The 26320-nt window shown below is 57.5% G+C and carries 28 protein-coding genes and 1 pseudogene; 17 read left to right on the forward strand and 12 right to left on the reverse strand.

Annotated features, from left to right (window positions below; all coding sequences use genetic code 11):
• From ACZ1HE_RS09740 to ACZ1HE_RS09755, 4 genes are all read left to right on the forward strand, one after another.
• Entirely contained in the window at positions 1 to 282 is a 282-nt protein-coding gene (locus ACZ1HE_RS09740) for a hypothetical protein (protein WP_472620575.1), read from the forward strand.
• A 134-nt stretch (positions 283 to 416) separates the two neighbouring features.
• On the forward strand, positions 417 to 1196 hold the full coding sequence (locus ACZ1HE_RS09745) for a DUF6778 family protein (RefSeq protein ID WP_472620576.1): 780 nt from the start codon (positions 417 to 419) through the stop codon (positions 1194 to 1196).
• 38 nt (positions 1197 to 1234) lie between these two features.
• Positions 1235 to 2446, forward strand: a complete 1212-nt coding sequence (locus ACZ1HE_RS09750) for an RSP_2647 family RNA methyltransferase (RefSeq protein ID WP_472620577.1) — start codon at positions 1235 to 1237, stop codon at positions 2444 to 2446.
• Positions 2443 to 2985, forward strand: coding sequence for an RSP_2648 family PIN domain-containing protein (locus ACZ1HE_RS09755; protein WP_472620578.1), 543 nt, complete (start codon positions 2443 to 2445; stop codon positions 2983 to 2985). Before ACZ1HE_RS09750 ends, ACZ1HE_RS09755 begins: the two co-directional genes overlap by 4 nt.
• Positions 2986 to 3036: 51 nt before the next feature.
• On the opposite strand, the gene ACZ1HE_RS09760 is transcribed toward ACZ1HE_RS09755, so the two are convergent.
• Positions 3037 to 3657, reverse strand: coding sequence for a hypothetical protein (locus ACZ1HE_RS09760; RefSeq protein ID WP_472620579.1), 621 nt, complete (start codon positions 3655 to 3657; stop codon positions 3037 to 3039).
• Positions 3596 to 4129 (reverse strand): Ntn hydrolase family protein, encoded by a 534-nt coding sequence (locus ACZ1HE_RS09765; protein WP_472620580.1) that lies wholly within the window; start codon positions 4127 to 4129, stop codon positions 3596 to 3598. The genes ACZ1HE_RS09760 and ACZ1HE_RS09765 overlap by 62 nt, the downstream gene beginning before the upstream one ends.
• Positions 4130 to 4323: 194 nt before the next feature.
• Between ACZ1HE_RS09765 and ACZ1HE_RS09770 the strand changes: the two genes are divergently transcribed.
• Entirely contained in the window at positions 4324 to 4662 is a 339-nt protein-coding gene (locus ACZ1HE_RS09770) for a helix-turn-helix domain-containing protein (RefSeq protein WP_472620581.1), read from the forward strand.
• On the opposite strand, the gene ACZ1HE_RS09775 is transcribed toward ACZ1HE_RS09770, so the two are convergent.
• From ACZ1HE_RS09775 to ACZ1HE_RS09800, 6 genes are all read right to left on the reverse strand, one after another.
• Positions 4659 to 5345: a M48 family metallopeptidase gene (locus tag ACZ1HE_RS09775; RefSeq protein WP_472620582.1), complete on the reverse strand. Its 687-nt coding sequence runs from the start codon at positions 5343 to 5345 to the stop codon at positions 4659 to 4661. The genes ACZ1HE_RS09770 and ACZ1HE_RS09775 overlap by 4 nt on opposite strands.
• Before the next feature lie 55 nt (positions 5346 to 5400).
• Positions 5401 to 7320, reverse strand: a complete 1920-nt coding sequence (locus ACZ1HE_RS09780; RefSeq protein WP_472620583.1) for a DUF3604 domain-containing protein — start codon at positions 7318 to 7320, stop codon at positions 5401 to 5403.
• A 97-nt stretch (positions 7321 to 7417) separates the two neighbouring features.
• Positions 7418 to 8602: a vWA domain-containing protein gene (locus tag ACZ1HE_RS09785; protein ID WP_472620584.1), complete on the reverse strand. Its 1185-nt coding sequence runs from the start codon at positions 8600 to 8602 to the stop codon at positions 7418 to 7420.
• 4 nt (positions 8603 to 8606) lie between these two features.
• Complete coding sequence (locus tag ACZ1HE_RS09790) at positions 8607 to 8774, reverse strand: apolipoprotein acyltransferase (protein WP_472620585.1); 168 nt, start codon at positions 8772 to 8774, stop codon at positions 8607 to 8609.
• 6 nt (positions 8775 to 8780) lie between these two features.
• Positions 8781 to 10148 (reverse strand): DUF2927 domain-containing protein, encoded by a 1368-nt coding sequence (locus ACZ1HE_RS09795; protein WP_472620586.1) that lies wholly within the window; start codon positions 10146 to 10148, stop codon positions 8781 to 8783.
• Positions 10149 to 10437: 289 nt separating this feature from the next.
• Complete coding sequence (locus tag ACZ1HE_RS09800) at positions 10438 to 11283, reverse strand: AAA family ATPase (RefSeq protein WP_472620587.1); 846 nt, start codon at positions 11281 to 11283, stop codon at positions 10438 to 10440.
• Between the two features lie 452 nt (positions 11284 to 11735).
• Between ACZ1HE_RS09800 and dksA the strand changes: the two genes are divergently transcribed.
• Positions 11736 to 12158 (forward strand): RNA polymerase-binding protein DksA, encoded by a 423-nt coding sequence (gene dksA, locus ACZ1HE_RS09805; RefSeq protein WP_472624427.1) that lies wholly within the window; start codon positions 11736 to 11738, stop codon positions 12156 to 12158.
• A 72-nt stretch (positions 12159 to 12230) separates the two neighbouring features.
• On the forward strand, positions 12231 to 13430 hold the full coding sequence (locus tag ACZ1HE_RS09810) for an FAD-dependent monooxygenase (RefSeq protein ID WP_472620588.1): 1200 nt from the start codon (positions 12231 to 12233) through the stop codon (positions 13428 to 13430).
• Here the strand turns inward: ACZ1HE_RS09810 and xth are convergent.
• Entirely contained in the window at positions 13397 to 14203 is an 807-nt protein-coding gene (xth, locus tag ACZ1HE_RS09815; RefSeq protein WP_472620589.1) for an exodeoxyribonuclease III, read from the reverse strand. The genes ACZ1HE_RS09810 and xth overlap by 34 nt on opposite strands.
• 367 nt (positions 14204 to 14570) lie before the next feature.
• Between xth and ACZ1HE_RS09820 the strand changes: the two genes are divergently transcribed.
• The 3 genes from ACZ1HE_RS09820 to ACZ1HE_RS09830 all read left to right on the forward strand — a co-directional run bounded on the left by ACZ1HE_RS09820 (position 14571) and on the right by ACZ1HE_RS09830 (position 17218).
• A complete protein-coding gene (locus ACZ1HE_RS09820; RefSeq protein ID WP_472620590.1) occupies positions 14571 to 15176 on the forward strand; it encodes a hypothetical protein in 606 nt (201 codons plus the stop codon).
• A gap of 72 nt (positions 15177 to 15248) precedes the next feature.
• Positions 15249 to 16322, forward strand: coding sequence for a DUF6902 family protein (locus ACZ1HE_RS09825; RefSeq protein WP_472620591.1), 1074 nt, complete (start codon positions 15249 to 15251; stop codon positions 16320 to 16322).
• Complete coding sequence (locus ACZ1HE_RS09830; protein ID WP_472620592.1) at positions 16319 to 17218, forward strand: DMT family transporter; 900 nt, start codon at positions 16319 to 16321, stop codon at positions 17216 to 17218. The genes ACZ1HE_RS09825 and ACZ1HE_RS09830 overlap by 4 nt, the downstream gene beginning before the upstream one ends.
• A 9-nt stretch (positions 17219 to 17227) precedes the next feature.
• On the opposite strand, the gene ACZ1HE_RS09835 is transcribed toward ACZ1HE_RS09830, so the two are convergent.
• Positions 17228 to 17551: a HesB/IscA family protein gene (locus ACZ1HE_RS09835; protein WP_085795818.1), complete on the reverse strand. Its 324-nt coding sequence runs from the start codon at positions 17549 to 17551 to the stop codon at positions 17228 to 17230.
• Between the two features lie 79 nt (positions 17552 to 17630).
• Here ACZ1HE_RS09835 and ACZ1HE_RS09840 point away from each other — a divergent pair, with 79 nt between their 5' ends.
• On the forward strand, positions 17631 to 18785 hold the full coding sequence (locus tag ACZ1HE_RS09840) for a deoxyguanosinetriphosphate triphosphohydrolase (protein ID WP_472620593.1): 1155 nt from the start codon (positions 17631 to 17633) through the stop codon (positions 18783 to 18785).
• Here the strand turns inward: ACZ1HE_RS09840 and ACZ1HE_RS09845 are convergent, their stop codons facing one another.
• Complete coding sequence (locus tag ACZ1HE_RS09845; RefSeq protein ID WP_472620594.1) at positions 18786 to 19343, reverse strand: putative pterin-binding protein; 558 nt, start codon at positions 19341 to 19343, stop codon at positions 18786 to 18788.
• 143 nt (positions 19344 to 19486) lie between these two features.
• Here ACZ1HE_RS09845 and argS point away from each other — a divergent pair, with 143 nt between their 5' ends.
• From argS to ACZ1HE_RS09875, 6 genes are all read left to right on the forward strand, one after another.
• Complete coding sequence (gene argS / locus ACZ1HE_RS09850; RefSeq protein WP_472620595.1) at positions 19487 to 21232, forward strand: arginine--tRNA ligase; 1746 nt, start codon at positions 19487 to 19489, stop codon at positions 21230 to 21232.
• Between the two features lie 86 nt (positions 21233 to 21318).
• Complete coding sequence (locus ACZ1HE_RS09855) at positions 21319 to 22422, forward strand: SPOR domain-containing protein (protein ID WP_472620596.1); 1104 nt, start codon at positions 21319 to 21321, stop codon at positions 22420 to 22422.
• The gene (gene nagZ, locus ACZ1HE_RS09860) at positions 22419 to 23426 is read left to right on the forward strand and encodes a beta-N-acetylhexosaminidase (protein WP_472620597.1); all 1008 of its coding nucleotides are present in this window, start codon (positions 22419 to 22421) and stop codon (positions 23424 to 23426) included. The genes ACZ1HE_RS09855 and nagZ overlap by 4 nt, the downstream gene beginning before the upstream one ends.
• Positions 23416 to 24207: a segregation and condensation protein A gene (locus ACZ1HE_RS09865; protein WP_472620598.1), complete on the forward strand. Its 792-nt coding sequence runs from the start codon at positions 23416 to 23418 to the stop codon at positions 24205 to 24207. The genes nagZ and ACZ1HE_RS09865 overlap by 11 nt, the downstream gene beginning before the upstream one ends.
• Before the next feature lie 47 nt (positions 24208 to 24254).
• Entirely contained in the window at positions 24255 to 24860 is a 606-nt protein-coding gene (gene scpB, locus ACZ1HE_RS09870; RefSeq protein WP_472624429.1) for an SMC-Scp complex subunit ScpB, read from the forward strand.
• Between the two features lie 69 nt (positions 24861 to 24929).
• Positions 24930 to 25166 (forward strand): hypothetical protein, encoded by a 237-nt coding sequence (locus ACZ1HE_RS09875; RefSeq protein WP_472620599.1) that lies wholly within the window; start codon positions 24930 to 24932, stop codon positions 25164 to 25166.
• 75 nt (positions 25167 to 25241) lie between these two features.
• On the opposite strand, the pseudogene ACZ1HE_RS09880 reads toward ACZ1HE_RS09875, so the two are convergent.
• Positions 25242 to 26319 (reverse strand): annotated as a pseudogene (locus ACZ1HE_RS09880) (2'-deoxycytidine 5'-triphosphate deaminase).
• Position 26320: the final 1 nt, after the last annotated feature.

Consider the following 26320-nt stretch of genomic DNA (forward strand, 5'->3'; position numbering starts at 1 on the left):
ATGACAAGTGACAAAGATGTGCTGGATCCCAAAGGGCTGATCCGGGAATCATACAAGATCGAAGGCATCGTGGATTCTCAGTGTCGCAGCATATTCCTCGATTGGGCTTTGAGCCTACCTGGCAGTCAGGATTCTCGGTCGGCGATCTCGCTATTGCTGGAACGCCATGCGAACGAGGCTGCGGACCATCCGATGACCATCGTGTTGCGGCAGGGGTTGGAGGAAATGAAAACACCCAAACGTCGCGGCGGATGGCGGTCCAGACCACGGGATTCGACCTGAACGTAGTTCCCCAAAATCGAAACAATCTCTAAATCGGTCAGAAATTGTCTCAAAGTTGCCTCAATTGAACAGCAATCCTTGAACCACAAAGTTGCAAAGAGTCCCATTTAGGGCTCGTTCAAGGAGAAGAGACAATGAAATCCATGCGAATGATTCTGCTGATGGGTTTAGGCTTGACTGTCTCGGCATGTGCTGCAGTCGACGTGCCGACGCGCAACGCCCCTTTCGAGCCTCTTCCTGATGGTGCGGTTTCCGCTCCGGCAGGTTATGAACTTACCCAAACAGCACGTGCCACTATTCCCCCAGCAGCGGTTGGGCAGGTGGCAATTCCTGCGACACGTGCCGCAACTCCGGACGCCACTCCGGGGCTTTCCGGTCCCTTGGTGATTGTTCCAGGACAAACCCCTGTTTCTGTGAACTCGGTTACTGTGCGCGTACCGCGTTCCCTTAAGGTTTCAGAGGCCAACCGGTATTTGCCGCGCGGTGACATCGTTTGGCGTGAAGATCCGATCGGAGACCGCCACGCCCAGGTACAAAAGATCGTTCAGGATGCGCTGGTAAAAGGCGTGTCACCGCTGAATGGCCCCGTTTCTGTTGATGTTTACGTGCAGGTGTCGCGGTTCCATGCTCTGACTGAAAAGGCGCGGTATACGACCGGCGGTGTCCATTCGATCACTTTTGAGCTGGCTCTCAAGAACCCAAAGACGGGCGAGCTTCTGGTGCCAGTACGTCGTGTTCGCGCCGACCTGGATGCCTTTGGTGGTAAAGAAGCCCTGGCTGCCGAGGCTCGTGGGCAAACCCAAAAGGTTCGGATCACCAATCACCTGGCCGAGGTTATCCGCCAAGAATTGAGCAACCCCAAAGGGTATGAGAACGCTTCACTGGGCTTCTATCAGTTGCTTAACAACATCTGAGGCTTTCACACTCAAAGCAATCTTAGTAAGAGGGCGCTATGACAGCGCCTTCTTTTGCATCCGAACGTCCAATTATTCGCCTGAAACCCAAGGCCAACGCCCGTGCCATTCGGCACGGTTTTCCGTGGGTTTACGCCAATGAACTGGTCACCGACCGGCGCACCAGGAAACTGGAGCCCGGTACTTTGGCAATTCTCGAAGATGACACACGTGCACCCTTGGGGGTGGTGTCGATAAATTCGAACTCCAAAATCATTGCTCGAATGTTGGATCGCGATCCCGGCACCGAGTTGAATGCCAGCTGGTTCGAGGCCCGCCTCCTCAAGGCGCTGCGTTTGCGCGAGCAGATGTACGACGCACCATTCTATCGCCTGGTTCATGCCGAGGCTGATGGGTTGCCAGGGGTCATTATCGACCGGTTCGGTGATACTTGTGTTCTGCAACCCAATGCCGCCTGGGCGGAGAGCCATCTTGACATGCTGGCAGGAGCGATTGCTTCGGTCACTGGTGTCAGCACCATCCTCAAAAACGCCTCAGGCAGGACACGCGGTCTGGAAGGTTTGGATGATGTCAATGCGGTGCTCTTGGGCGCCGCGCCGAATGCGCCGCTACATGTGCCGATGAATGGGGCGACGTACATGGCTGACTTGACCGGCGGTCAGAAAACGGGGCTGTTCTTTGATCAGCGGGAAAACCACGCCTTTGCAGCGCGGTTGGTGCATCCCGGTGCCAAGGTGCTGGATGTCTTTTCCCATGTTGGCGGCTTTGGCCTGGCCATGCTTGCCGGTGGCGCAGGCGAGGCGCTGTCGGTTGATGGTTCTGCTGCCGCATTGAGCCTTGCAGAACAGGGCGCTGAAGCGAGCGGGGTAGGTGACCGTTTCACCACGCGCAAGGGCGATGCCTTTGACGTGCTGACCGCGCTGGCAGATGAAGGGCAGAGTTTTGACGTTGTGATTTGCGACCCACCTGCCTTTGCTCCGTCGAAACAGACGTTGGAAGCCGGGTTACGCGCCTATGAGCGTGTCGCGCGATTGGCGGCGCCTCTGGTGCGCGAAGGTGGCTATCTGGGGCTGTGTTCGTGCTCTCATTCCGCAGATCTGGGCAAGTTCCGTGCGGCTTCCGCACGGGGCATCGGTCGGGCCGGGCGCAATGCGCAACTGCTTCACACCGGCTACGCAGGTCCTGATCACCCGCAATTGCCGCAACTGGCTGAAAGCGGATACCTCAAGGCAGTATTCTTTCGTCTATGAGGGCCGTACTGGACACCTGTGTCATCTTCCCCACGGTGATGCGCGAAATGTTGTTGGGCGCTGCCAAAGCGGGGTTCTACACCCCTCTTTGGTCCGAGCGCATCTTAGAAGAATGGGCGCGGGCCAGCGTCAAGCTAGGCCCAACGGGTGAGGCACAGGCGAGATCCGAGATTGCGTTGATCCGCGCAAGTTGGCCTGGGGCAGAGATTCCACCGGCGCCGGGTATCGAACAACGCCTGTGGCTGCCGGATGCGGCTGACGTCCATGTTTTGGCGGCTGCAATCTCTGGTTCGGCGGATATGATCGTCACCGTCAATCGCCGGGACTTTCCCCGACACATCCTGGCCGAAGAGGGGCTGGATCGCATTGATCCGGACACCTTGCTTTTGCAGTTTTGGCAGGAGCAACCTAGTCAGATCGCCCTTGTGGCCGCAAAAGTGCTGGACGAAGCCAATCGCCTGTCCGGAGACGCTTGGGAGATGCGCTCTCTGTTAAAAAAAGCGCGTCTGCCGCGTTTGGCAAAAGCGCTGACGACCTGAGCGGTTCTGTAGCCAAAACAGCCCCGCCTGCAACGACGGGGCTGTTTTTTGTCAGGACCCTGCACCGGGCTGGCAGGGGGTAAATTCGATCATCTGGCGACCTTCGTTGGCTTGGGCCATTGCATCGGCACAGACCTGACCGCCATTGAGTTCATGCGCGATTTTGGCGTCTGTGATCGAGTAGCTGATCTCGGCCGCGGTCGAGAAATCGCGTACGGTCACCACGTCATCGCCCAGAATGGTCCTGCTGGTCTGCCAGGTGGTGTAGGTATCCCCGATGGCGGGGTCGATCACCTGTGCGGGAACACTTGCACCGCTGTCATACATGTTCTGCACCGTACCCAAGGCCTGCGGTTTGGACATGCCCTCGAGCGTGATGTTCTGGTTCAACCAGGTCAGGCGCAAGTGACGGCTTGGCGACGAAATGTCGGCAGGCACGTTGGCTGCGGTCTTGCCATCCTCGGCATTGAACTGGGCGATATTCTCACGGTGTTCCTGCAGCAAGGGTGCGTTGGCTTTGACGCCCAGATCGCTGTCTTGAACGTTGCCGGTGTAGACCACGACCTTGCCGCCCTTGTTTACCTGAAACAGGATGACATCGCCGTTGGCATCAACCGCCGAGACATGGACACCGTGTTGGTGCAGCGGCTCCCAGGTCGGCGAACCAGGCAAGCTGGAATTCTCCGGCCTCGTAAGCTGCGGCGATCTGTGGCGCGGTGTCGTACATGGCCACCATATAGCCGGGGGCGTCGGCAAGGTTCACAGCTGGGGCGCCAGTGTCTTCATATTCGGTGATGTAGTCCGCGCTAACCGCCATATAAAGCGTGTCTGCCACCATCCCCTTGTCATTGAAGGCCTGGGCCTGCACCCCGTGAAAGGTTTTGTTTTCAACCCAGGCCACGGTGAAGTTCCGCGCGCCGCGGTTGGTTTGTGCGTCGTATCCGTCGGCTGTGTAGCTTGTGACATCATCCCCCACGCCAAAGGTCACAAGATCCATCCCGGTTTTGGTGCCCCAATCGACCGAGCGTACATAAGCGACGCCGTGGTCCGAGGGTTTGGCCAGGCGCGAGCAGGCGTCTGCGGCAGAGGCCAGAGCGGTCGAGGCCATCAAGGTGGCCATCATCAGTTTCGAAAGGAATGTCATGTCGGTTTTCCATCTGCTTTGAAGGATTGATCATCGCTGTGATACTCAAATAGACGGCACTTCATCCACTTTCAATGATCAGACGTTCTTTTCCGAAGCATATCTGCTATGCAATTTTTCGCAGGTGAGGTTGATACCGGACAATACGCAAGATACATCAAGGACGTTGAATCATTCTTTCTCGGGGAACTGTCATGCATTACGAGGACGACGCAGAGCTGGGGAAACACATCGCGCGCAAGATCGCGGCTCTGATTGAAGAGCAAGGGACCAATCCCGGCGCTGTGGCGCGCGAGGCCGGGCTGGGTGTCACGTCCGTTCGCGATATTCTAAGTGGTCGGGCCAAGACACCCAATGTGGCGACACTGGTCAAGATCGCTCATGTTTTGCATGCGGATCCGGGCGACCTGATCACGCCGATGCAAAGCGATCCGCAGGCCAATGCGCTCTATTTCGCTTTGGACGAAGACAATCAGCGCCGTGCACGCGCAATCATGCGTGCGCTGCTCAGCGATCAAGAGGCGCGCGGCTAGGCCTGATCCCAGCGGGTTTCCAACTCTTCCAAAGCGGCGATACGCTCTGTGGTTTTGGGATGGCTCATCAACCAGGCCGGGGTGACGCCTGCGCGCTGGCCGGTCAGCTCTTCGAGCTTGTGGAACAGTGATTTCTGCGGGCTGATCCCGATACCTGCCTTGGTCAACAGCGCCGCGGCGTATTCATCGGCCTCATATTCATCGGAACGGGACAGGCGCGCCGCCAGCAACGACGTCAGACCACCGGCGATCCAGGCGCCGATGAAGGGGATGAACCGGCTCAGGATCATGGCCAGAGCGGTACGCATGGCATTTTGCCCGGAAAAGTCGATCATCCGACGCCGTGAATGCCCAAGCGCCACATGCCCCATTTCATGGGCAATAACCGAGACCATCTCGGGGCCCGTGATCTCGCCGTTCTGGTACTTGCGGTAAAACCCGCGGGTAATAAAAATGCGCCCGTCCGGGGCGGCCAACCCGTTCACTGGATCTATTTCATAGATGTAAACCGGGATACGCCGCAGATCGAGCGCTGCTGCCAGCCGATCGGTCAGAGCCTTAAGACCGGGATCAGCCAGTTCGGTCGAGCGCGCGTCCAATTCGCGGTTGGTGCGCCACACCGAAAACCGATACATCACCAGCGCATACAGAATGGCCAGCAGGATTGGGGTGAACCTGATCATGTCTCAAAGATGGGGCCAAGGGGCGGGCAGGGCAAGGGACCTGCCCGCATTGTGATCAACCTTCGGGCGCGTACCAGATGGGTGACGTATAGGCGCGCTCTTGCCCGATGCGCACGGCGTCAGCCGGAACCTCGACATCTAGGCGGACCTTGTCATAGAGCACCCACCTCGGTGTCGGGATTTCCAACACACGCGCGTAATAGAACGCCTGTTGGCCCGCGTCGAAATCCGGGTCGGTCCAGACGGTGGCCAGTTCTGATGCGCCGATGGTGTTGCTCCAGCTGGCAGCCTCTTCATCCACCGTGTTGCCGACTGCGGGCAGCTTGCCGTTGGCGTCCAGTTCGCGGTCGTCGGACCAAGCAACGTCATAGACCTTTTCGTGCAGTTCACCGTCCGCATCCATCCAGCCTTTGATGATCTGCACACGGTCAAGGTTGGCCCCGATGGGATCACGCAGGGCATAGACCATGAATGTCGGCGCATCTGAGGTCGCCGCGCGCAGGTCAGCGCCCATTGGCACACCCTTGTCGTACCCGATGAAGGCTGGATTACGGGTGCGAAGGTCAGCGTCCGAGAACTCCCACCCACCAAAGAAGCGCACGGCCATGCGGGGGCCGGTGGTGGCATAGACCTCGCGCCGGACCATGGCGTCCCAGATCGCCTCTCGGGTGTTTTCTTCGGCCCAGACCCCGGTGTAGCCCGACGCAACCAGAGACCAGCCGGGGAATTCACCCTGATCGGTCTTTGTAAAGGGGTGCGCCATCCGGGTCGGCGACGGCTCGGCATTGGTGGCTTTGCCGAAATAGTTGTCGCTATCGGCAGTGGCCAGCGAGGTGTGGCTGTCCGTGGCGCCAGAGAAGCCAAAACGGTAAGGATTCACACCGAACTTCTGCGCCAGCGCAAAGCCCAGTTTCAACGCTTCGCGGGCATATTCGCCGCGCAACATGTCCTCGGTCTTGGCCTCGGTCAGGTCAAGGTTGCCAGCATCCCAGGTTTCGTAATCGGCAAATTCGTCATCCGGGCTCAGGATCGGGTGGGTCTCGCCGTCGCCTTTGATCTGGGTGATCTCATACAGAGGCTCCCATTTGGCGCGGGCAGTGACATAGGCCTCGTCGACCATGTCACCGGTAAAGCGTTCGTCTGTGGGGAACATGATGCCGTTGGACAGGTTCCCGTTATGGGCCAGGGCAAAAGCTTGGCCGCCGGTTTTGGCCTCATAGTCTTCTAGCCAGGCATAAAGCCCCATGGGGTCAGTCGTGCCGCCAGCCCCTTGGGTGACCATTGGTTCGACTTGCGAGGCTTTGTTGGCGCCGTCACGCAGGATGACATTGCGGTGCAGGTTGTTGCCCTTATCAAGCGAGGTCCATTCAAACCCGTGAAAGGCAGTGAACCGGCCCGGCTCGTTGTAGGTCTCGGCCGTCTGAATCAGATCTTCCCAGACTGAGGCGTAGATTGGCGAGCCGGGCGAATAATCCGCGATCAAATTGGGGTCCATTTCGCCCTGGGAAAAGGTGGTGATCAGGTCGAGCGTGGCGGCTATCGACGCTTCACCGCCCTCGTTGATCGCCTCGCTCCAGCGGCGGCCCTGATCGGTGGCCAGAACGTTGGGTGCGCCATCCTTGAGGTCAAAGATCATGCCCATGCCATCGGAATGCTCCGTTACCACAAGCCAATCCAACGGACGGGCCAGTTTGACTGGCTGGCCTGAGGCGGCGGTGACTTCCTCGCCACGCGCGAATTTATAGGCGGTGTCCGGGCCGGTGGTGTTGCCAAACAGGCCCGCATCCATCGAATAGCCAGTGTGCAGGTGCGTATCGCCCCAGAACACGCGGCTTGGGAAAGAACGCTTGGCGTAGGGTGAATAGGCTTTACCGGGGTATAGGCCCTCAAGCGATTCCTGTGACGGAACAAATTGTGCAGCAGCAGGTCCGGTCAGGGCCAGAGTGGCGACAGAAAGAAGCAATAAATGTCTCATGAAAACCCCCATGAGTCTGAATCAAAGTCATAGCAGCGATGGCCACAGCTTTGCACGTAAGGGGCGAGATGCGAAGGTAAATTCGTCCCGGAGGGGGTTAGCGCGTCAACTCGCGCATGCCCTGTTCCAGACCGGACAGGGTCATGGGCACCATGTTGTCTGCAAAGATCTCGCGGATCATGCCGATGGAATGCGTGTATTCCCAATACTTCTCGGGCACCGGGTTAATCCAAAGGTTGGAATTCCACTGATCGCGGGCGCGTTGCAGCCAGACCTGGCCTGCCTCGGGGTTCCAATGTTCGTTGGCGCCACCGGGATAAGCAATTTCATACGGCGACATGCTGGCGTCGCCCACAAAGATGCATTTGTAGTCTGGCCCATAGGTGCGTAGCACCTCATGCGTGGGCATCTGTTCATCCCAACGGCGGCGATTGTCGCGCCAGACACCTTCGTACAGGCAATTGTGGAAATAGAAATATTCCATGTGCTTGAACTCGGTCCGGGCCGCCGAAAACAGTTCTTCCACCACCTTGATGTGGGGATCCATCGAACCGCCTACGTCAAGAAACAGAAGCACTTTGACTGCGTTGTGACGCTCGGGGCGGGTTTTGACGTCCAGATAGCCATGTTCAGCCGTGGCGCGGATGGTGCCGTCCAGATCCAGCTCGTCATGCGCCCCTTCGCGGGCCCACCGGCGCAGGCGTTTCAGGGCGACTTTGATGTTTCGGGTGCCAAGTTCAACAGTGTCATCAAGGTTCTTGAACTCGCGCTTGTCCCAGACTTTGACCGCGCGCTTGTGGCGGCTTTCCTTCTGGCCGATGCGCACGCCTTCGGGGTTGTAGCCGTAGGCACCAAAGGGTGAGGTTCCGGCAGTGCCGATCCATTTGTTGCCACCCTGATGGCGACCTTCTTGTTCCTTGAGCCGCTCTTGCAGCGTCTCCATCAGCTTTTCAAAGCCACCCATGGCCTCGATCTCGGCCATTTCTTCTGGGCTCAGGTGTTTTTCGGCCATCTTTTCCAGCCACTCGCTGGGAATGTCGACGGCTTCCATCACCTGTTGAAAGCTGATCTCTTCCAAGCCTTTGAAGCTGTGTGCGAACGCCTGATCGAACTTGTCGATGTTGCGCTCGTCTTTCACCATCGACACGCGGGCGAGGTAGTAGAACGCCTCAACATCGTATGTGGCCAGACCCCGTTTCATCCCCTCCAGAAAAGTCAGGTATTCACGCAGAGATACGGGAATGCCAGCTTTGCGGAGGTTTTCGAAAAAGGGCAGGAACATGAGGTTATAGCGCCATTCGGTGAAGGATAAGCGTTGCTACCACCCCAATGAGCGCAAAAGCAATTCCGTAACCGGCCGCATACTGTGCAATATCGGCCCGCGTGCCGTTACGTTTTTTAGCGGTCATACCGCCAAGAACCGCCCCAAACAGGGCCAATCCGATAATGATCATCTGCGTTTAACCGCCCACTCGCTTGTTGGGGTTCAAGGCCGAAATCTCGCGCATTCTTGCCCGAACCGCATAGTCTGATCCAAACCCGTAACGCGCCCATCCCAGACTGTCCAGCCTGACAGAGCGTGCCTCATCATAGCGACCAGTCATCTCCAGCGCTTCGGCTTTTAGCAACATGAGCAGTGAAAGAAGTGCGGCATTCTCGGCCTTTGCGGCAACTTCGATGCTGGGGTTGATCTGACGTAAGGCGCCTTTTCCGTTTCCACGTGCGATCTCATAGGCAGACGTATGGGTCGCAATATTGGCCTTGTGCAAATCCGTTCCGGGTGTTTGCGCCAGATAATGCAAGGCGGTTCCAAAATATTGCTGCGCTAGAACCGGGTCCGAAACCTGTGTCAAACGTCCCAGATTGAACAGGCTGAAGGCGTGGCGATTTTCTTTCCAACCCATACGTTGCGCAATATTGACGGCTTGAGTTGCCGCTGCTTTGCGTTCTTGTGTGGAGGCGCCTGGCCCCAGAGTCTTTTGCACTGCGTCAATCCAGCTGCGCGGGGTGGTCGTAACCGGCTGGGATGCTACCGAAGCGCCGCGTGGGTTCAGGCGGGCCAGAATGCCCGGTAGCGCGTTGGACACTTCGGCGCGTGTCATGCCATTGCGCAATTCAGGCGAATAGGTCGCCCGCAGGATCAGCATGTCAAATCCGGTCAGAACCGTATGAATATTGTCGTCGTTGAAGATCGAGTCCGGAAGACGATAGAGGTCGTTTAGCGGGCCAATGGCCTGGGCCAATTCTTCGTGCAGGCAATCGCGAACCTCTTGCGGGCTGGCGTCATAAGGCAAGAAAATTCCTAGACGTTCCCGCGATCTAAGCAATGACCAGTTTGTCTTGGCCTTACGTCGGTCGCGACGGAACTCGGCAAGACTGGACACATTCGGAACCACAAAACACGCAGCCTGAGGCAAGGCACGACGAATCTCGGCGCGGCTCACGGCTTCGATGGTGATGTCTGCCGCTCCACTTTGAACACGCTGAATGTCGACACCGGCTTCGCGTTGCAAACGCACGAGCAACCGGTTGAGATCGCCATTGAGTGTCTGCGGCGGCGAACCGGTTACGCGAACAGTGATCGGTTTTTCAAAACGTGTGAAAACAGGCAGGTCCCGGCCGCTTTCCAACTCGAAATGCAAAGATAAAAAGTCGGCGGCTATGTTCCCATTCGACCGGGTCGGCGCCGTTGGATGTGGCGTCACGAATGCTTTCATCGGCGGAAGGCTGCTGTCGGCTATCTGGGCTCGGGTTGGGGGATCTTCCAAGGGCACTGTGTTACATGCCGAACCCAAAAGCGCCAAAAGCAGCACGGTTTTGCGGATCATGAAAGCTGCCTCGTGCTGGATTCATCACGGTGTATTCCGACGTCGATGATGTGAATAACGCGCATAATGTCTAGACTGGCCACTCTCAAATAATCCCGATTGCTAAGACGGTCTGCAATCCATTCAATCTGCTGCGCCTTCTCGTCAGTACTATGGTCGCATTCTGACACAGTTAAGGCAAGTTGGCTTGTGTCCTGATTTCAATTAGAAAATTACTCTTCGCCTTGATCGGCCAAAGCTCGACAACCCGCAGTGGTGACACTGCGGGTCTGGTCATTTTTAAGTTGATTTACCGTTGTCCACGCGCCATGAATGCCAGGCGTTCGAATAGATGCACGTCCTGCTCGTTCTTGAGCAATGCACCGTGAAGCTTTGGCAGGGCACTTGCTCCATCGCGTTTCAGATCTTCCGAAGTCAGATCCTCGGCCAGCAGCAGCTTGAGCCAGTCCAGAACTTCCGAGGTCGATGGTTTTTTCTTCAGGCCGGATGTCTCGCGGATTTCGTAGAATTGGGTCAGTGCGGTGGTCAGAAGGCCTTCTTTGATGCCCGGGTGGTGGACCCCGACGATTTTGCGCATGGTCTGTTCGTCCGGGAAGCGAATATAGTGGAAAAAACAGCGGCGCAGGAAGGCGTCGGGTAGCTCTTTCTCGTTGTTCGAAGTGATGATGACGATCGGGCGCTGTTTCGCCTTGATGGTCTCGCCAGTTTCGTAGACGTGGAACTCCATCTTATCGAGTTCCTGCAGCAGGTCGTTGGGGAATTCGATGTCGGCCTTGTCGATCTCGTCAATCAGCAGCACGACCTTTTCGTCTGCCTCAAAGGCCTGCCACAGCTTGCCTTTTTTGATGTAGTTGCTGACGTCGTGAACTTTTTCTTCGCCCAGCTGACTGTCGCGCAGACGGCTGACGGCATCGTATTCATACAGGCCCTGCTGCGCTCGGGTGGTCGATTTGATGTTCCACTCGATCATTCGCAGACCCAAGGCGCCCGCGACCTGCTTTGCAAGCTCGGTTTTCCCGGTACCAGGTTCGCCCTTAACCAGCAGCGGGCGCTCAAGCGTTACGGCGGCGTTTACGGCAATCGTCAGATCGTCTGTCGCCACATACTCGGCGGTTCCCTGGAAGCGTGCGGTCATGTCTTGCCCTCTTTCACTCGGATATCGTGGCGCACTTTGCGCGTTGCTTCAGTGGGTAGTTTGGTCAGGGTGGTTTGACAAGGTGCGCCGCTGCGTCGGCAAAGAGGTATTTTTAGCGGAATGGGCTGATAATGCCCCGGTTTCACCCGGGTGGGACCTGCCAAACTCCGCCGCTGAGTCGCAACTTGAGAGTATTTCTCGGTCAATTCTTTGTGGAATTCAGCCAGTAGCCGCTGCGATGAGTAACCTTTGGGTAAACAATCTGACGCAAAATATCCCAATTAAACTGGAGTTTGACCCGGTTTTGCCACAAGTTCGCGGTTCCTGTTCGCTGATCGTGTTTGTGTAGTGACATTCTTATTAGCGTCAGATAAATGCTGCGGCAGAAGGGGGAGCCAAATGTCTGGAGAAGCAAGATGACGGACGTTGTGGGCCATACCGAGGGAGCCAAGATGAAGCAGGAAGTTTTTCTGCCGGAGGACTATCGTCCGGCCGAGGATGAACCTTTTATGAATGATCGACAGCTTGAGTATTTCCGTCGCAAGCTGATCAATTGGAAAAGCGAACTTCTGGCGGGAAGCCGCGACACTATCGAAGGTTTGCAGGACAGCACACGCAACATTCCTGATGTTGCCGATCGTGCCAGCGAAGAAACCGACCGAGCGCTTGAACTGCGCACACGGGATCGACAGCGCAAACTGGTTGCCAAGATCGACAGTGCCCTACGCCGCATCGACGAAGGTGAATATGGTTACTGCGACGTGACGGGGGAGCCTATCTCGCTCAAACGCCTGGACGCCCGCCCAATTGCTACCATGAGCCTGGAAGCACAGGAGCGGCACGAGCGGCGCGAAAAAGTTCACCGCGACGACTGAGGTCGTAAGGCTGACCAAAAGATTGAAACGCCGGGGCTTGTTGCTCCGGCTTTTTTTGTTCAAGAGACCCCTATGAGACTGAGCGGTCAAAAGATTATCGTTGTAGGTGCCGGTGTCGGCGGTTTGACCGCGGCATTGGCATTTCGCCAGTTGGGTGCGGACGTCACCGTTTTGGAGCAGGCCGAAGCCATCACGGAAGTGGGAGCGGGTTTGCAGATCAGCCCCAATGGTGGCGTTGTATTGAAAGCACTAGGTTTGGTCCAAAGCGTAGCGCAACATTCGGTCAAAGCCGAGGCCGTGCAACTTCGCGACTATCGCCACGGAGCGCCAGTGGTGACTTTGGACTTGGCACATTATGCCGCCGACCAGATCTATCAATTCGTGCACCGGGCCGACCTGATCGACGCCCTGGCGACGGCCGTGCGCAAGGCGGGTGTTCATGTTCGCCTATTGCAAAAGGTTAATCAGGTGGTGCCGGGACGCGTGCCAGCTGTCTCACTGGCCAATGGGGCACAGATGCAAGCGGATCTGATCGTGGGAGCGGACGGATTACACTCTAAAACACGAGTGGCGTTGAATGGCGAGGCCGAGCCTCAGTTCACAGGCCAAGTCGCTTGGCGGGCGACCGTGCCCAACGATCTGGGCCTGGGGGCGCAAGCTCAGGTCTTTATGGGGCCGCGTCGTCATCTGGTATGCTATCCACTACGCGGCGGTGAACTTGTCAACATCGTTGCGGTTCAAGAACGCGCAGCCTGGGTTGCCGAAGGGTGGAACCACCAGGATGACCCGGATGCAATGCGCGAGGTCTTTTCGGATTTTGGCGGCGTGGCCAAACAGCTGCTCGACCGGGTGGATCGGGTGCATCTGTGGGGTCTCTTCCGTCATTCGGTGGCCGAGAATTGGTTTGGCGATGGCCTGGCTATTCTGGGCGATGCAGCTCACCCGACACTACCGTTTCTGGCACAGGGCGCGAACCTTGCGTTCGAAGATGCCTGGACACTGGTTGACAGCTTGACCCAAGCAAGATCACAGGGCGAGGGGCTGGAGCTCTATCAATCCCGCCGCCGCGACCGTGCCGTGCGCGTGATCGAGGCCGCCAACGGGAACGCCTGGAAATACCACTTGAGCTTTCCGCCCCTGCGCTTTGCCGCTCACAGCGCGATGCGGCTGATGGGACGGTTCGCACCTGAAAAAATGGTGAACCAGTTCGACTGGCTCTATCGCCACGACGTGACGGATCAGAGATCCAGTTCGACCCAAACCGGCACGTGATCCGACGGTTTCTCGCGCCCGCGTACCTCGGCGTCGATCTGACAGTCCTGTAGCAGGTCGGCCGCCGTGGGTGTCAGCAGGAAATGGTCGATGCGGATGCCATCGTTGCGGTTCCAGGCGCCCGCCTGATAGTCCCAGAATGAATAATGCCCCGGACCTTGGGTGCGGGCACGGAAGGCTTCAGTGAAGCCCAGGTTTACGATCCGACGATAGGCTTCGCGGCTTTCGGGGCGGTGCAGCGCATCCTCAAGCCAGGCTTCGGGGCGTTTGGCATCTTCGGCTTGTGGGATGATGTTGTAGTCACCGGCCATCAGGACAGGGGTCTCGTCCGCCAACAGTTCTGTCGCACGGGCATGCAGCCGTTCCATCCAACGCAGTTTGTAGTCGTATTTGCCGCCGGGCAAGGGCGAGCCATCCTCTTGCAACTCGACCGGGTTGCCGTTGGGCAGGTAAAGCCCGCAAATGCGCAGCGCCTGTTTGCCCACCACGGTCGCCTCGATCCAGCGGGCCTGTTCGTCGCTGTCATCGCCTGGCAGCCCGCGCGAGACATCTTCGAGCGGAAGCTTGGAAAGAATAGCCACCCCATTGAAGCTTTTTTGCCCATGTGTTTCGACGTTATAGCCGCGCTCTTCAAACAGCTCGCGGGGAAAAGCTTCATCCACGGATTTGATTTCTTGCAGCAGCACAACATCCGGCTGTGCTTCGTCCAGCCAGGTAGGAAGGGCCTGCGCGCGTGCTTTGATGCCGTTGATGTTGAACGTGGCGATTTTCATGAAGTGTCTCCGGCTGACTGCGGTTCGATCTATCGCCGATGTGAGGGGACAGGGCAAGCGTTGGATCGGGAGAATCAGAGGCAGGAGATTCGGCGGAAATGGGGCTGAATTATGGCACTTGTATTATGTGGTTCTAATGCAATCCATGGTTGAAATGGGAAAAACCTATGTAAAACAGGCCTGTGGATAAGATTTTGTGTTCGGTCCCTGAAAATTCAAGAGTCCAAGGCTGACAAAATTCTGCCTAGTTTTCTTAATGTGGATAACTTTTCTTACCCACACCTTTAGATTGAAAAACCGTTTTGAGACTCTCGTTACAGCTGCAAGCGTGAAAGGGCATTCAACTTCGCAAAATGAGGAAAATACGATGTCTGCTCAGCACAAGATCACCGCCACTACCGAAGCTCTGATCACTGGCCGTAACAGCCTGTTTGATGGCGAGGGTACTCAGATGTTTTCATCCGGCTCTGCCCCCACCATGACCGTCGATGCATTTGGTGGCGACGCGACCGAAATGTTCTCTTCCGGCTCTGCCCCCACACTGACCACCGAGGCCATCACAGGCGACGCGGTCGAAATGTTCTCGTCAGGATCCGCGCCTGCCACCACCTCTGCCACAGCTGGTGACCTGGTGCAAATGTTCTCCTCCGGTTCGGCCCCTGTCGCCACCGCGGACGTGATCTCCGGCGAGGGCACACAGATGTTTTCGTCCGGTTCGGCCCCTTCGGTCGGTGCCGATGCGACCAGGGGTGAAGGCACGCAGATGTTCTCGTCGGGTTCCGCACCGTCGATCAGTGCAGATGCAACCACCGGAGAAGGCACACAGATGTTTTCGTCGGGCTCTGCCCCTTCGGCCAGCGCAGACGCCACTGCGGGCGAGGGTACACAGATGTTTTCATCCGGTTCGGCTCCGGTTGCCACGGCGGACACTGCTGCGGGTGACGGCACCCACATGTTCTCGTCAGGCAGCTGATCTGACGCGCACGTGCCTTAGAAGTTGAAACGGGGGCGTTCAGGAAACGCCATTTGAAACGGAGACTACCCCATGACAAATGTGATCCACCTGAACGCGCCTGTTCAACGTCTGGACCCAAAAGTGCGCAATGCCAATCTGGTGGCCGGGTTCGCCCGCCACCGGAGGTTCGGCGACGATGTGTTCTGGCTGAAAGAGAATGCAGAGCTGTTGAACATTCTGGAGTGCACTGGCCTGTCGTTGACCGATGACGCGCTGGTCGCGCATCAGGGGTTTCATGATCAGATTGAAAAGCGGCTGGGGTTCTTCCCGCAGTACTATCGCTTCTTGTTGTCGATCTGTCTGGATCTGGAGGATCTGGGCATTCAAGGCTCCAAGGGTGAGGCTTTGTGCCACTGGATCGATCGCGAGGGTTTGGCCCAAGCAGAACTGTCGGATCTGCAACGCGCCGAAGCCCGGCGTTTGCTCGCCCGGCGTGGCGTGGACAGCGGCGCGGATGGTGGTCTGACCGAGCGTCTTCATGCTTTTGTTAACCGTTCTGAAACTTTTGCGCTGCCCAATAAGAAGGCGGCGTATGAACTGACCCACATCCTGTTTTACCTAAGCGAATATGGCCGCCGCGACCCGCAGGTGTCAGAACAGGCGATCACCAGCTTGGAGTATGCCGGACTATTGGCCTATCTCGATCAAAACGCCGATCTGCTGGCCGAGATATGTGTCGCACTACGGTATGCCGGGGCCACGCCCTCGCCCATCTGGGAAGGTTGGATTGCGCGCGAGGTCGCTCGTTTTGCCATCCAAACCGAAGATCATGCTGACCCACAGGATGATTATCACGACTATTTTGTCTGCAACTGGCTGCTGGCGATGTCGGGACGCGAGGCGTTCAATCACACGGTTGGGGACACACGGATGAGCTTTCAACGGGCAAGCCATTGGCCAGGGCCGCTGCGGGACATGTCGGAATGCCTGTTCCAGATGGATGACCATCGCTGTGACGACTGGCAGGTGATGCGCCTTCGGATTGAGCCGTCGCTAAGTGAGATTGGTCACGACATCTTGTCCGAGGCTGAGGAAAGCACCGACAAATTCGATAGTTTTTTCAGCGCCTTCTCGCGCACTGGTCTGCGTGGGGTCACTCTATGAAGGCCTCTATTCTTGGCGCGGCGCTGGTCGCGTTCTACACAATTTTGATTTCATCCGCCGACGCCATCACCAAGCTGATCGCGGGTGGATATGCGGCGCCGCAGCTGTTTTGCCTTTCCGGGCTGATCGTTGTGGCGCTCAGTCTGTTGGTGGATCGTTTACCCTCGCAACGTCAGGGCCTGCGCACCCGCAGCCCCTGGGCGATGGCGGTGCGGTCAGGTGCCACCGTGCTAGCGGCGGTCTGTTTCTTCAATGCCTTTGGGGCGCTGCCGCTTGCAGATGTCTTTTTATTCATCGGATTGATGCCGCTGTTGTCCGGGCTGATGTCGGGCCTGATTTTGGGCGAACAAGTGCGCCCGTCGGCCTGGTTTGCACTGACAGCGGGTTTCATTGGGGTGCTCAGTCTCTTTCCCGGAGGCTTACAGGCGGTGACGACCGGGCATCTGTTTGGCTTGGGCGCTGCTGTCTTTGGGACGCTTTCCATCGTGATGTCGCGATACATCGGGCGGCATGAGTCGAACGTACTAGCGCAGGTCTTCTATCCGAACCTGGCGCTTTTTGTTGCGATGGGGGCGGCGCTGCCCTTTGTCTGGGTGCCCATGCCGCTGTCCGATCTGGGTTGGGTTGTTGTCTACGCTGCCGTGCTGTTTTCGGCTCGCTGGGTTCTGGTCCTGTCGCTGCGCAACCTTGCGGTTTACGTGGTGACGCCCCTGATGAACTTGCAATTTGTTTGGATGGTGGTCCTGGGCGCGATGTTCTTTGGCGAGCTGCCGACCACCGCGACCTTGCTGGGCGTGGCCATTGTCATGGCCTCGGGGCTCTATTTGGTGTGGGAGCAATTCGCCCCGTATGAGCCAGGAGAAACCTTTGCGCAAAACTTTAAAACAGACCCGTAGAGGTCTGTTTTACATCGAGAAAGACGTTCCGCATCCGCAAGACGATGTGGCGTTCGGGTTCTCGATTACAAAGCGCGCGCCGATCAGTTCCTCGGTGAAGTCGATCACTGCATTTTCCAGAAATGGCAGCGATACGGCATCGACCACAACTTTCTCGCCCTGGCCTTCAAGGATCAGATCGTCGGTGCCAGGTGCGTCAAGCGCGATCTCGTACTGAAAGCCCGAGCATCCGCCACCTTCGACGGCCACGCGCAGGGCTTGGCCTTGATCTGACGCGCCAATCTCGGCAAGGCGGGCAAAGGCGCGGTCTGTGACTTTGGGAGGCAGATTCATGCCGGACTCCAACGGTTTCTTTATGCTGCGGAGTACAATATAGAAGGCCGAAGGACAGGCGACAAGGACGAGGCTGCACATGAGGGCAGGTTTTGCCTCGGATCCGGACCGGGCGCGGGGGCGCTTGGTTCCTGAGGAGGAGAGCAGTTTCCGCTCCTGCTTTATGCGGGACCGGGACCGTATCATTCATGCAAGCGCGTTTCGGCGGCTCAAGCACAAGACACAGGTCTTCGTTGAGCACGAGGGCGACAATTACCGCACGCGGTTGACCCATTCGATCGAGGTGGCGCAGGTGGCGCGTACAATTGCGGGCGCTTTGGGGCTGAACCCCGAACTGACCGAGGCCGTAGCGTTGGCCCATGATCTGGGCCATACGCCCTTTGGCCACACGGGCGAGGATGCGCTGCATGAGATGATGTTGCCCTATGGCGGGTTTGATCACAACGCGCAGGCCATTCGCATCGTGACCAAGATGGAGCGGCACTATGCCGAGTTTGACGGGTTGAACCTGACCTGGGAAACCCTTGAAGCCATTGCAAAACACAACGGTCCGGTGAAGGGCGAACTGCCTTGGGCGCTGGCCGAGTGCAACGCCGAATTTGATCTGGAACTGCAGACCCACGCCAGTGCCGAAGCGCAGGTTGCTGCGCTGTCCGACGACATTGCATACAACAACCATGATCTGCATGACGGGTTGCGGGCAGAGCTGTTCACCGACGACGAAATCGCAGAGCTGCCCATCGTGGGCAGCTGTTATGCCGAGGTGGACCGCATGTATCCCGACACCAACTCCTATCGCCGTCGTCACGAGGCTTTGCGGCGTGTGTTCGGCGTCATGGTGAGTGATGTGATTAATACGTCGCGAGCGCTGCTGGCGAACTCGGGCGCCCAATCAGTCGAAGAGGTGCGCCATTTGGGGCATCCGGTGGTGCAGTTCTCGCCCGAACTGTGGGCGCAGCTCAAAGTGATCCGCAAGTTTCTGTTTTCGCGCATGTACCGCGCACCTTCGGTGATGGTGAAACGGGCCGAAGTGTCCGAGGTCGTGGAAGAGCTGTTTCCGATTTATCTTAATGATCCCATGCAGATGCCCAGGCATTGGCATGCCGAGATCAAGGCCGCCGCCGATGAAACGAAGCTGGCCCGGATCGTTTCGGATTACATTGCGGGGATGACGGATCGATTTGCGTTGCAGGATCACGCCCGACTGACGGGGAGCGATCCTACTCGGGTTTGATCATTCGATTCCGATGTACGCGATGGCCCAGACTTGCATGCCGGGAATCGCTTCGGCGTCTTCGATGTTATCTGTCGGCGGGAACACTACCATCGTTGGTCCATAGGCACCTATCCCCATCGGTGTACTGTCAACATGGGTGGCCAGGATCGGGTTCAAACGTTCGATCATGTCCCATGGTATTTCGGCCTGATAGCCATCCATTGCCATGGGCAGGGCTGTTTTGCCGCTTGCCCCGGCCAGTGCCATCACATCTACCAAGGCAGGTCCGGAAAATGCATGGTCGCGCTGGTTGTCTTCGGGACCATAGGGAATCGTGATCGTGCTTTGGGGTAGTTTGCTCAGCATGACCGTATCCAAGCCAACAGCCGCGTCATATTCAACCTCAAGAAACCCGAACAACCCGCCGTCGTCTGCACTGCGCGCGGGCAGGTTGCTCTCGCCAACTGCACCGCCGAGCGTCACCAGAACGGGGCCTGTAGGTGCGGCGAGCTCGGCCGCAACGGGCAGGGGGGACAACAAGGCGAAGCAGAGGGCTGCGGTTCGTGCAAGTGTCATGAAAAGCTCCAAACGGTTGATCTGCTCCGACCCTAACCGCGAAATGACACAGGCCAAGCGAAACCTTTGGGGATACGGGGACCGGCCCTCATTGACCTTGGCGCTTTGCGTGGTAAACCGCCCTCAAGCAAAAGGACATCGCAATGAACCTGTTTTCCGAGATCCGCAGCCTCGTGCTGGACGCGCTTGCGCAAATGCAGGCCGAAGGAACCCTGCCCGAGGGGCTGAGCTTTGATAATGTCGCCGTTGAACCGCCACGCGACGCCGCGCATGGCGACATGGCCACCAATGCGGCCATGGTGCTGGCTAAACCTGCTAAGATGAAGCCACGCGACATTGCAGATGCACTGGCGGCCAAGCTGGCCGACGATGCACGCGTCACCTCGGCCGAGGTTGCCGGACCTGGCTTTTTGAATCTGCGTCTGGCAGATAGCGCCTGGCACGGTGTTCTGTCCGCAATTTTGGAACAGGGCTCAGTCTATGGTCGTTCGGACATGGGGCAGGGCAAGAAGGTCAACGTAGAGTATGTCTCGGCCAACCCGACCGGCCCGTTGCACGTGGGCCACACCCGCGGCGCGGTGTTCGGCGACGCTTTGGCGAGCCTGCTGGACTATGCCGGTTACGACGTGACCCGCGAATACTACATCAACGATGGCGGCGCGCAGGTCGATGTCCTCGCGCGCTCGGTTTACCTGCGCTATCTCGAAGCGCACGGCGAGGCGGTCGAATTTCCCGATGGCACCTATCCGGGTGAGTATCTGGTCGAGGTTGGCCAGACGCTCAAGGACAAGGTGGGCGATGCCTATATCGGCAAGGGCGAAGAGGTCTGGTTGGAAGAGATCCGCAACTTTGCTACAGACGCGATGATGGACCTGATCCGGGCGGACTTGTTGCAGCTTGGTGTGAAGATGGACGTCTTCTTCTCGGAAAAATCGCTGTATGGCACGGGCCGGATCGAAGCCGCGTTGGAAAGCCTCGACAGCAAGGGCCTGATCTATGAGGGTGTGCTGGAACCGCCCAAGGGCAAGAAGCCCGAGGATTGGGAGCCGCGCGAGCAAACCCTGTTCAAATCAACCGAACATGGTGATGACGTCGACCGCCCTGTGAAGAAATCCGATGGCAGCTGGACCTATTTTGCACCGGATATCGCGTACCATTTTGACAAAGTTTCCCGTGGCTTCGACGAGCTTATTGATGTGTTTGGCGCCGACCACGGCGGTTATGTCAAACGGATGAAGGCGGCCGTGTCGGCGCTGTCGGATGGCAAGGTGTCGTTGGACATCAAGCTGACGCAGCTGGTGAAACTGTGGAAAAACGGCGAACCGTTCAAGATGTCCAAACGTGCGGGCAACTTTGTCACTCTGCGTGATGTGGTTGATCAGGTGGGCTCGGACGTGACCCGCTTTGTGATGCTCACCCGGAAAAACGACGCTTCGCTCGATTTCGATTTCGACAAGGTTCTGGAGCAAAGCCGCGAAAACCCTGTGTTCTATGTGCAATACGCTCACGCCCGGATCCAAAGCGTTCTGCGCCGCGCCGCCGAGGCCGGGATTGCCACGGATGACGCTACGCTGAAAGCGGCCGATCTGGGCAAAGTCGGGCACGAGGCCGAGCTGGCGGTGGCCAAGAAACTGGCAGAATGGCCACGACTTGTCGAGATCGCTGCGCGCACGAACGAGCCGCACCGCGTTGCGTTTTACCTTTATGAATTGGTCAGCGATTTTCATGCGCTTTGGAACCGTGGCAACGAGCTGCATGAGCTGCGATTTATTCAGGATGGCGACGGGGCCACAAGTCAGGCAAAAATTGCGTTGGCACAAACAGTTGCCGTTGTGATTTCGGCTGGCCTTGGTATTCTTGGGATCAAGCTGGCGCAGGAAATGCGGTAACAAACTCGCCAAGCCGCCGGTCTGAGGCAGACGAAAAGAGAACCTGAGCACGGCAACGTCCGTGCAGTCGGGGCAGTGAGGCGGACATGGCAAGTTTTGACTATTCGGGGCAGGTGCCCCCGCAACAGGTGAATTACACCTATCAGGTGCCCGAGCTTGAGGTGACTGAAGACGATGTCGACTTCGAAACAGAAGTCGACTCTGGAGCATTCAGCCGGGTTGCCGCGTTTCTTGGAGCAACGGCGTCGATTGCCCTGGTGGTTGGTGTCGGCATCTGGGGATACAAGCTTGTTAGTCGGGACGTGAGCGGGGTACCGGTTGTTCGCGCCATCGAAGGACCGATGCGCATTCAACCCACCAACCCGGGTGGTACGCCTGCTGATCATCAGGGCCTTGCGGTGAACACCGTGGCCGCGAAAGGGACGGCGGCACCGCCGCCGGATCGTCTGATCCTGGCGCCTCAGCCTGTTTCGCTCAGCGACGACGACGCCCCGGTTGCAACTCTTGAAGCCAAAGCGACCGTCGCGCAAACCAACCCAACACCGACCACTGTGTCTGAAGATGCTGTTGTATCTTTCCAGGAAGGCGCTGTTGACGCTATTGTGGCAGAGTTGACCGTGGGCGTTGAACCATTGGAAAACACGGGAGAGCTGCTTTCGACGGACGGTGCACGGCAGGATTTGATCGTTCAACCCAAGCCTGTCAGTTTGACCGAGCCGGATGATGAGGTGGCGATTGACCCGGCCGACCTCGTGAAGTTTCAACCAGATGCATCTGTTGTGAACGCTCCTGGTGTAGTGCGCTCGCTTCGACCACAAACAAGGCCAGCGCGCGCTGTGGCATCTGGCGACGCCGCTGAAAGTGCGACACTGAATGCAGCCATCAACGCCGCTGTCGAAACTGCGGCTGGGTTAGATGTAGACCCTGAAAGCCTGCCTGTCGGCACACGTTTGGCCCAATTGGGGGCCTATGACACACCCGAGATTGCGAGTGCTGAATGGGATCGCTTGAACGCTCGTTTTGGCGACTACATGGACGGTAAGAACCGCGTTATCCAAAAGGCCAGCAGTGGAGGGCGTACGTTCTATCGCCTGCGCGCGATGGGATTTGATGACCTAAGCGATGCACGCCGTTTTTGCTCGGCTCTTGTGGCCGAGCGTGCAGATTGCATACCGGTGACGACACGATGAGGTTCGGAGCTGCGATCCTCGGTGCCGAAGGTCTGCGGCTCACAGAACAGGAAAAGGCACTCTATCGCGGCATGAATCCTTTTGGGTTCATCTTGTTCGCGCGAAATATCGACACTGCTGATCAGATAAGAGCCCTCTGTAGCGAACTTCGTGAAGCCGTCGGTCGTGATTGCCCGATTACGATTGACCAAGAAGGAGGGCGGGTACAACGCGTTCGACCCCCGATTGCGCGGCAGTGGTTACCACCTCTTGATCACGCGGAACGGGCAGGGGTAAACGCTGCCCGCGCCATGTATTTGCGGTATCGGCTGATTGCACACGAACTTTTGTCCATGGGGATCGACAGCAATTGTGCGCCAATGGTTGATCTGGCAAGCGACGAGACCCATCCGTTCCTTCGCAACCGCTGCTATGGAGATACCGCGGAAGACGTAGCAGAAATTGGCCGTTCAGTGGCTGAGGCGCATCTGGACGGTGGCGTGCTGCCAATTGTCAAACACATGCCTGGTCACGGACGAGCCACGCTAGACAGTCATCACGAATTGCCTCGCGTCGATCTGGAACCAGAAGAGTTGTTCGACACGGACTTTGCCCCGTTTCGTGCGCTGAACGACCTGCCAATGGGCATGACCGCGCATCTGGTTTACGACCAGATCGACAAAAGACCCGCGACCACGTCGCCCAAAATGATGCAGGTGATCCGCGAAGACATTGGATTTGATGGTTTGATCATGACAGATGACATATCCATGCAGGCACTGACCGGGACGTTGACAGAACGCTCTCAAGCCGCGATTGCCGCAGGCTGTGACGTCGTGCTCCATTGCAATGGCCCATTGTCGGATCGTGCTGAAGCAGCCGAGGCTGCGGGTGAAATGACTGCTGCTGCCCAATCTCGCGCGGAACGGGCACTTGCTGCACGCCGCGCCCCAGATGAGCTTGACATAGGCGCCGTCGAGGCGGAACTATCACAGCTCATGAACGGGCAGGTGTATGACGGATAACCTTTTCACGGAAGATCAGACATCGGTGGCCGATCGGCTGGCTGCCGAGGCCCTGATCATCGATGTGGATGGGTTTGAAGGTCCCTTGGATGTGTTGCTGACACTGTCGCGCACGCAAAAGGTGGACCTGCGCAAAATTTCGGTTTTGGAGTTGGCTCGGCAATACTTGTCCTTTGTCGAGAAGGCCAAGGAATTGAGGATCGAACTTGCGGCCGACTACCTGGTTATGGCAGCTTGGTTGGCCTTTCTTAAGTCACGGCTTCTGCTTCCCCCGGATCCCAGCGAGGAGGGACCCACCGGAGAGGAACTTGCAGCGCACCTGGCATTCCAGCTGGAGCGATTGCAGGCCATGCGGGACGCGGCGGCGCGATTGATGGCGCGGGATCGTCTGGGGCGTGATTTTTTTGCACGTGGGCAAAGTGAGGACGTGACCCGGATTCGAACCGTGACTTATTCGGCGACCCTTTTGGATCTGATGCAGGGATATGCGCGCATCCGCACCCGTGATGAATTCAGACCATTTGTCATGGACAGGGATTCCGTGTTCACCATGGAACAGGCGCTTGACCGGATGCGCGGGCTGATTGGTTTTGCAGGAAGCTGGACGGATATGGTGAGCTATCTGCCTGATGGCTGGGGGACAGATCCTATGCGCCGACGCTCGGCCACAGCAGCCACGTTTGCGGCCTCGCTGGAATTGGTCAAGGAAGGGCATCTGGAGATCAAGCAAACTGACACTTTTGCCCCGATCCATTTGCGAAAGAGGAATGACAGCGCGTGACGGACGACACAGACAACGCAATTGACAGCCTGTTCGAAGCGCCACCCATGGCCGAGCAGGAACGCATGGTCGAAGCAGTACTGTTTGCTAGCGCCGAGCCTGTAACTGTGCGTGATCTTGAACACCGGATGCCGCATGGTTGTGACGCAAATCAGGCGTTGGAACACTTGCGCAACCGTTACGAAGGGCGCGGTGTACGGGTGGTCCGAATTGGTGAGGCATGGGCAATGCGGACGGCGCCGGACCTGGGTTTCCTGATGCAAAAAGAGACGGTTGAAACACGCAAACTTAGTCGTGCGGCAATCGAGACTCTGGCCATCATTTCCTATCATCAACCGTGTACTCGCGCTGAAATTGAAGAGATCAGGGGCGTTTCGGTGTCGCGCGGGACGATTGACCAACTCATCGAGATGGAATGGGTTCGGTTGGGTCGCCGCCGCATGACGCCCGGTCGACCGGTCACGTTTGTTGTAACCCCCACGTTCCTCGATCACTTTGGATTGGAAAGTGCCCGTGACTTACCCGGTCTCAAGGAACTTCGGGCTGCTGGATTGCTTGAAAACCGCCCGCCACCGGGCGCTATGCCAATCGGTGAGGATCAAGCAGAAGAGAATGGTGACGAGGGGCAGCCGGAACTCTTCGAGGAAGAGTGATCCGTTGTACATGGAAATTTTGCGCAGATCGTGTAGTTTGAGGGCGAGCAGTCAGTAAAGGCAAAAGCCATGAACACGAACCAGATTATCAACATGATCATGCGGACGGTCATGCGACGGCTGGTCAATACGGGCGTGAATTCGGGTATTGATGCCATGTCCAAAGTTGGCAAATCCAGAAACAAACCGTCTCAGGCTGTTTCTGGTGAGGCTAAGGCCAAGCCAAAAGCATCCTCCGAGGAAAGGGAACGCATACGCGCTATCCGTCAAGCGCGGCGCGCGGCACGCAAAGAAAGTCAGGGGTAAACCAATCAGCTACGATCTTTGGCTTGTATTCGAGCCAAAGGGTGTGCTTGGTTTCAGGCCCTTTTTGACAGAGTTTTACGCGATTGATTTGAAGTGCTTGGACAGCTTCAGGCCTTGACCCTGGTAGTTTGAGGCAATGCCAGCGCCATAGAGCTGCGTCGGCAACTCGGCCATCCGTTCATAAACCAGACGCCCGACCACTTGGCCGTGTTCAAGAACAAATGGCGCTTCGTGACACCGCACTTCCAACACCCCGCGCGAACCGGAGCCGCCAGCTTCGGCGTGGCCAAAACCGGGATCAAAGAAACCGGCATAGTGGACCCGGAATTCACCCACCATCGCCAGATAGGGTGCCATTTCGGCAGCATATTGCGGGGGAATATGTACGGCTTCTTGGCTGACAAGAATATAAAATGCACCCGGATCCAGAATGATACGTCCGTCGGTGCTGCGCACGTCTTCCCAATATTCAGCAGGGTTGTATTGGCCAATCCGATCCAGGTCGATGACGCCTGTGTGCGGCTTGGCGCGGTATCCAACCAGATCAGTGTCTTTCAAGCGCAGGTCCACTGAAAAACCCAACCCGTCCTGTATTACGGCGTCTCCGTCCACAAGGGGCGTTTGAGCGTGCAGCGTTTTGAGTTCGCTATCTGTCAAAACCGCCTGTCCGCGTCGGAAACGAATTTGGTTTAGACGCATGCCCGGGCGGACCAGTACCGAGAAGGATCGAGGGCATATCTCGGCATATAGAGGACCTGTGTAACCGGCAGGAACGCGGTCAAATTCCACCCCCGTCGGTGATGGTGCGCGTCAGCAGATCGAGACGACCAGTCGAGCTTTTGGCGTTGGCTACTGCGCTCAATTCATCGGGAAGCTTGAGCGATTCGAGAAGCGGCACCAGGTAGACGCATCCCTTTTCCAGAACGGCACCTTGTGTCAGGTCAATCCGGTGCATTTCGAACTCTGTAAGGCGATCGGACACCGAGTTTCCGTCACCTGCCAAGAACGACGCCCTTACGCGATAGGCCACCGTTCCAAGACGCAGATCCAGGCTGGCAGGCTGGATTTGCTCATGCAGAACCGGCACATCGGCACTGATCGTGCCGTCGGCAATCATGGTTTCAATTTGCTGGTTTGGACACACGCCAGTCATC

Source organism: Falsiruegeria sp. JB4-1 (genome assembly GCF_055693495.1).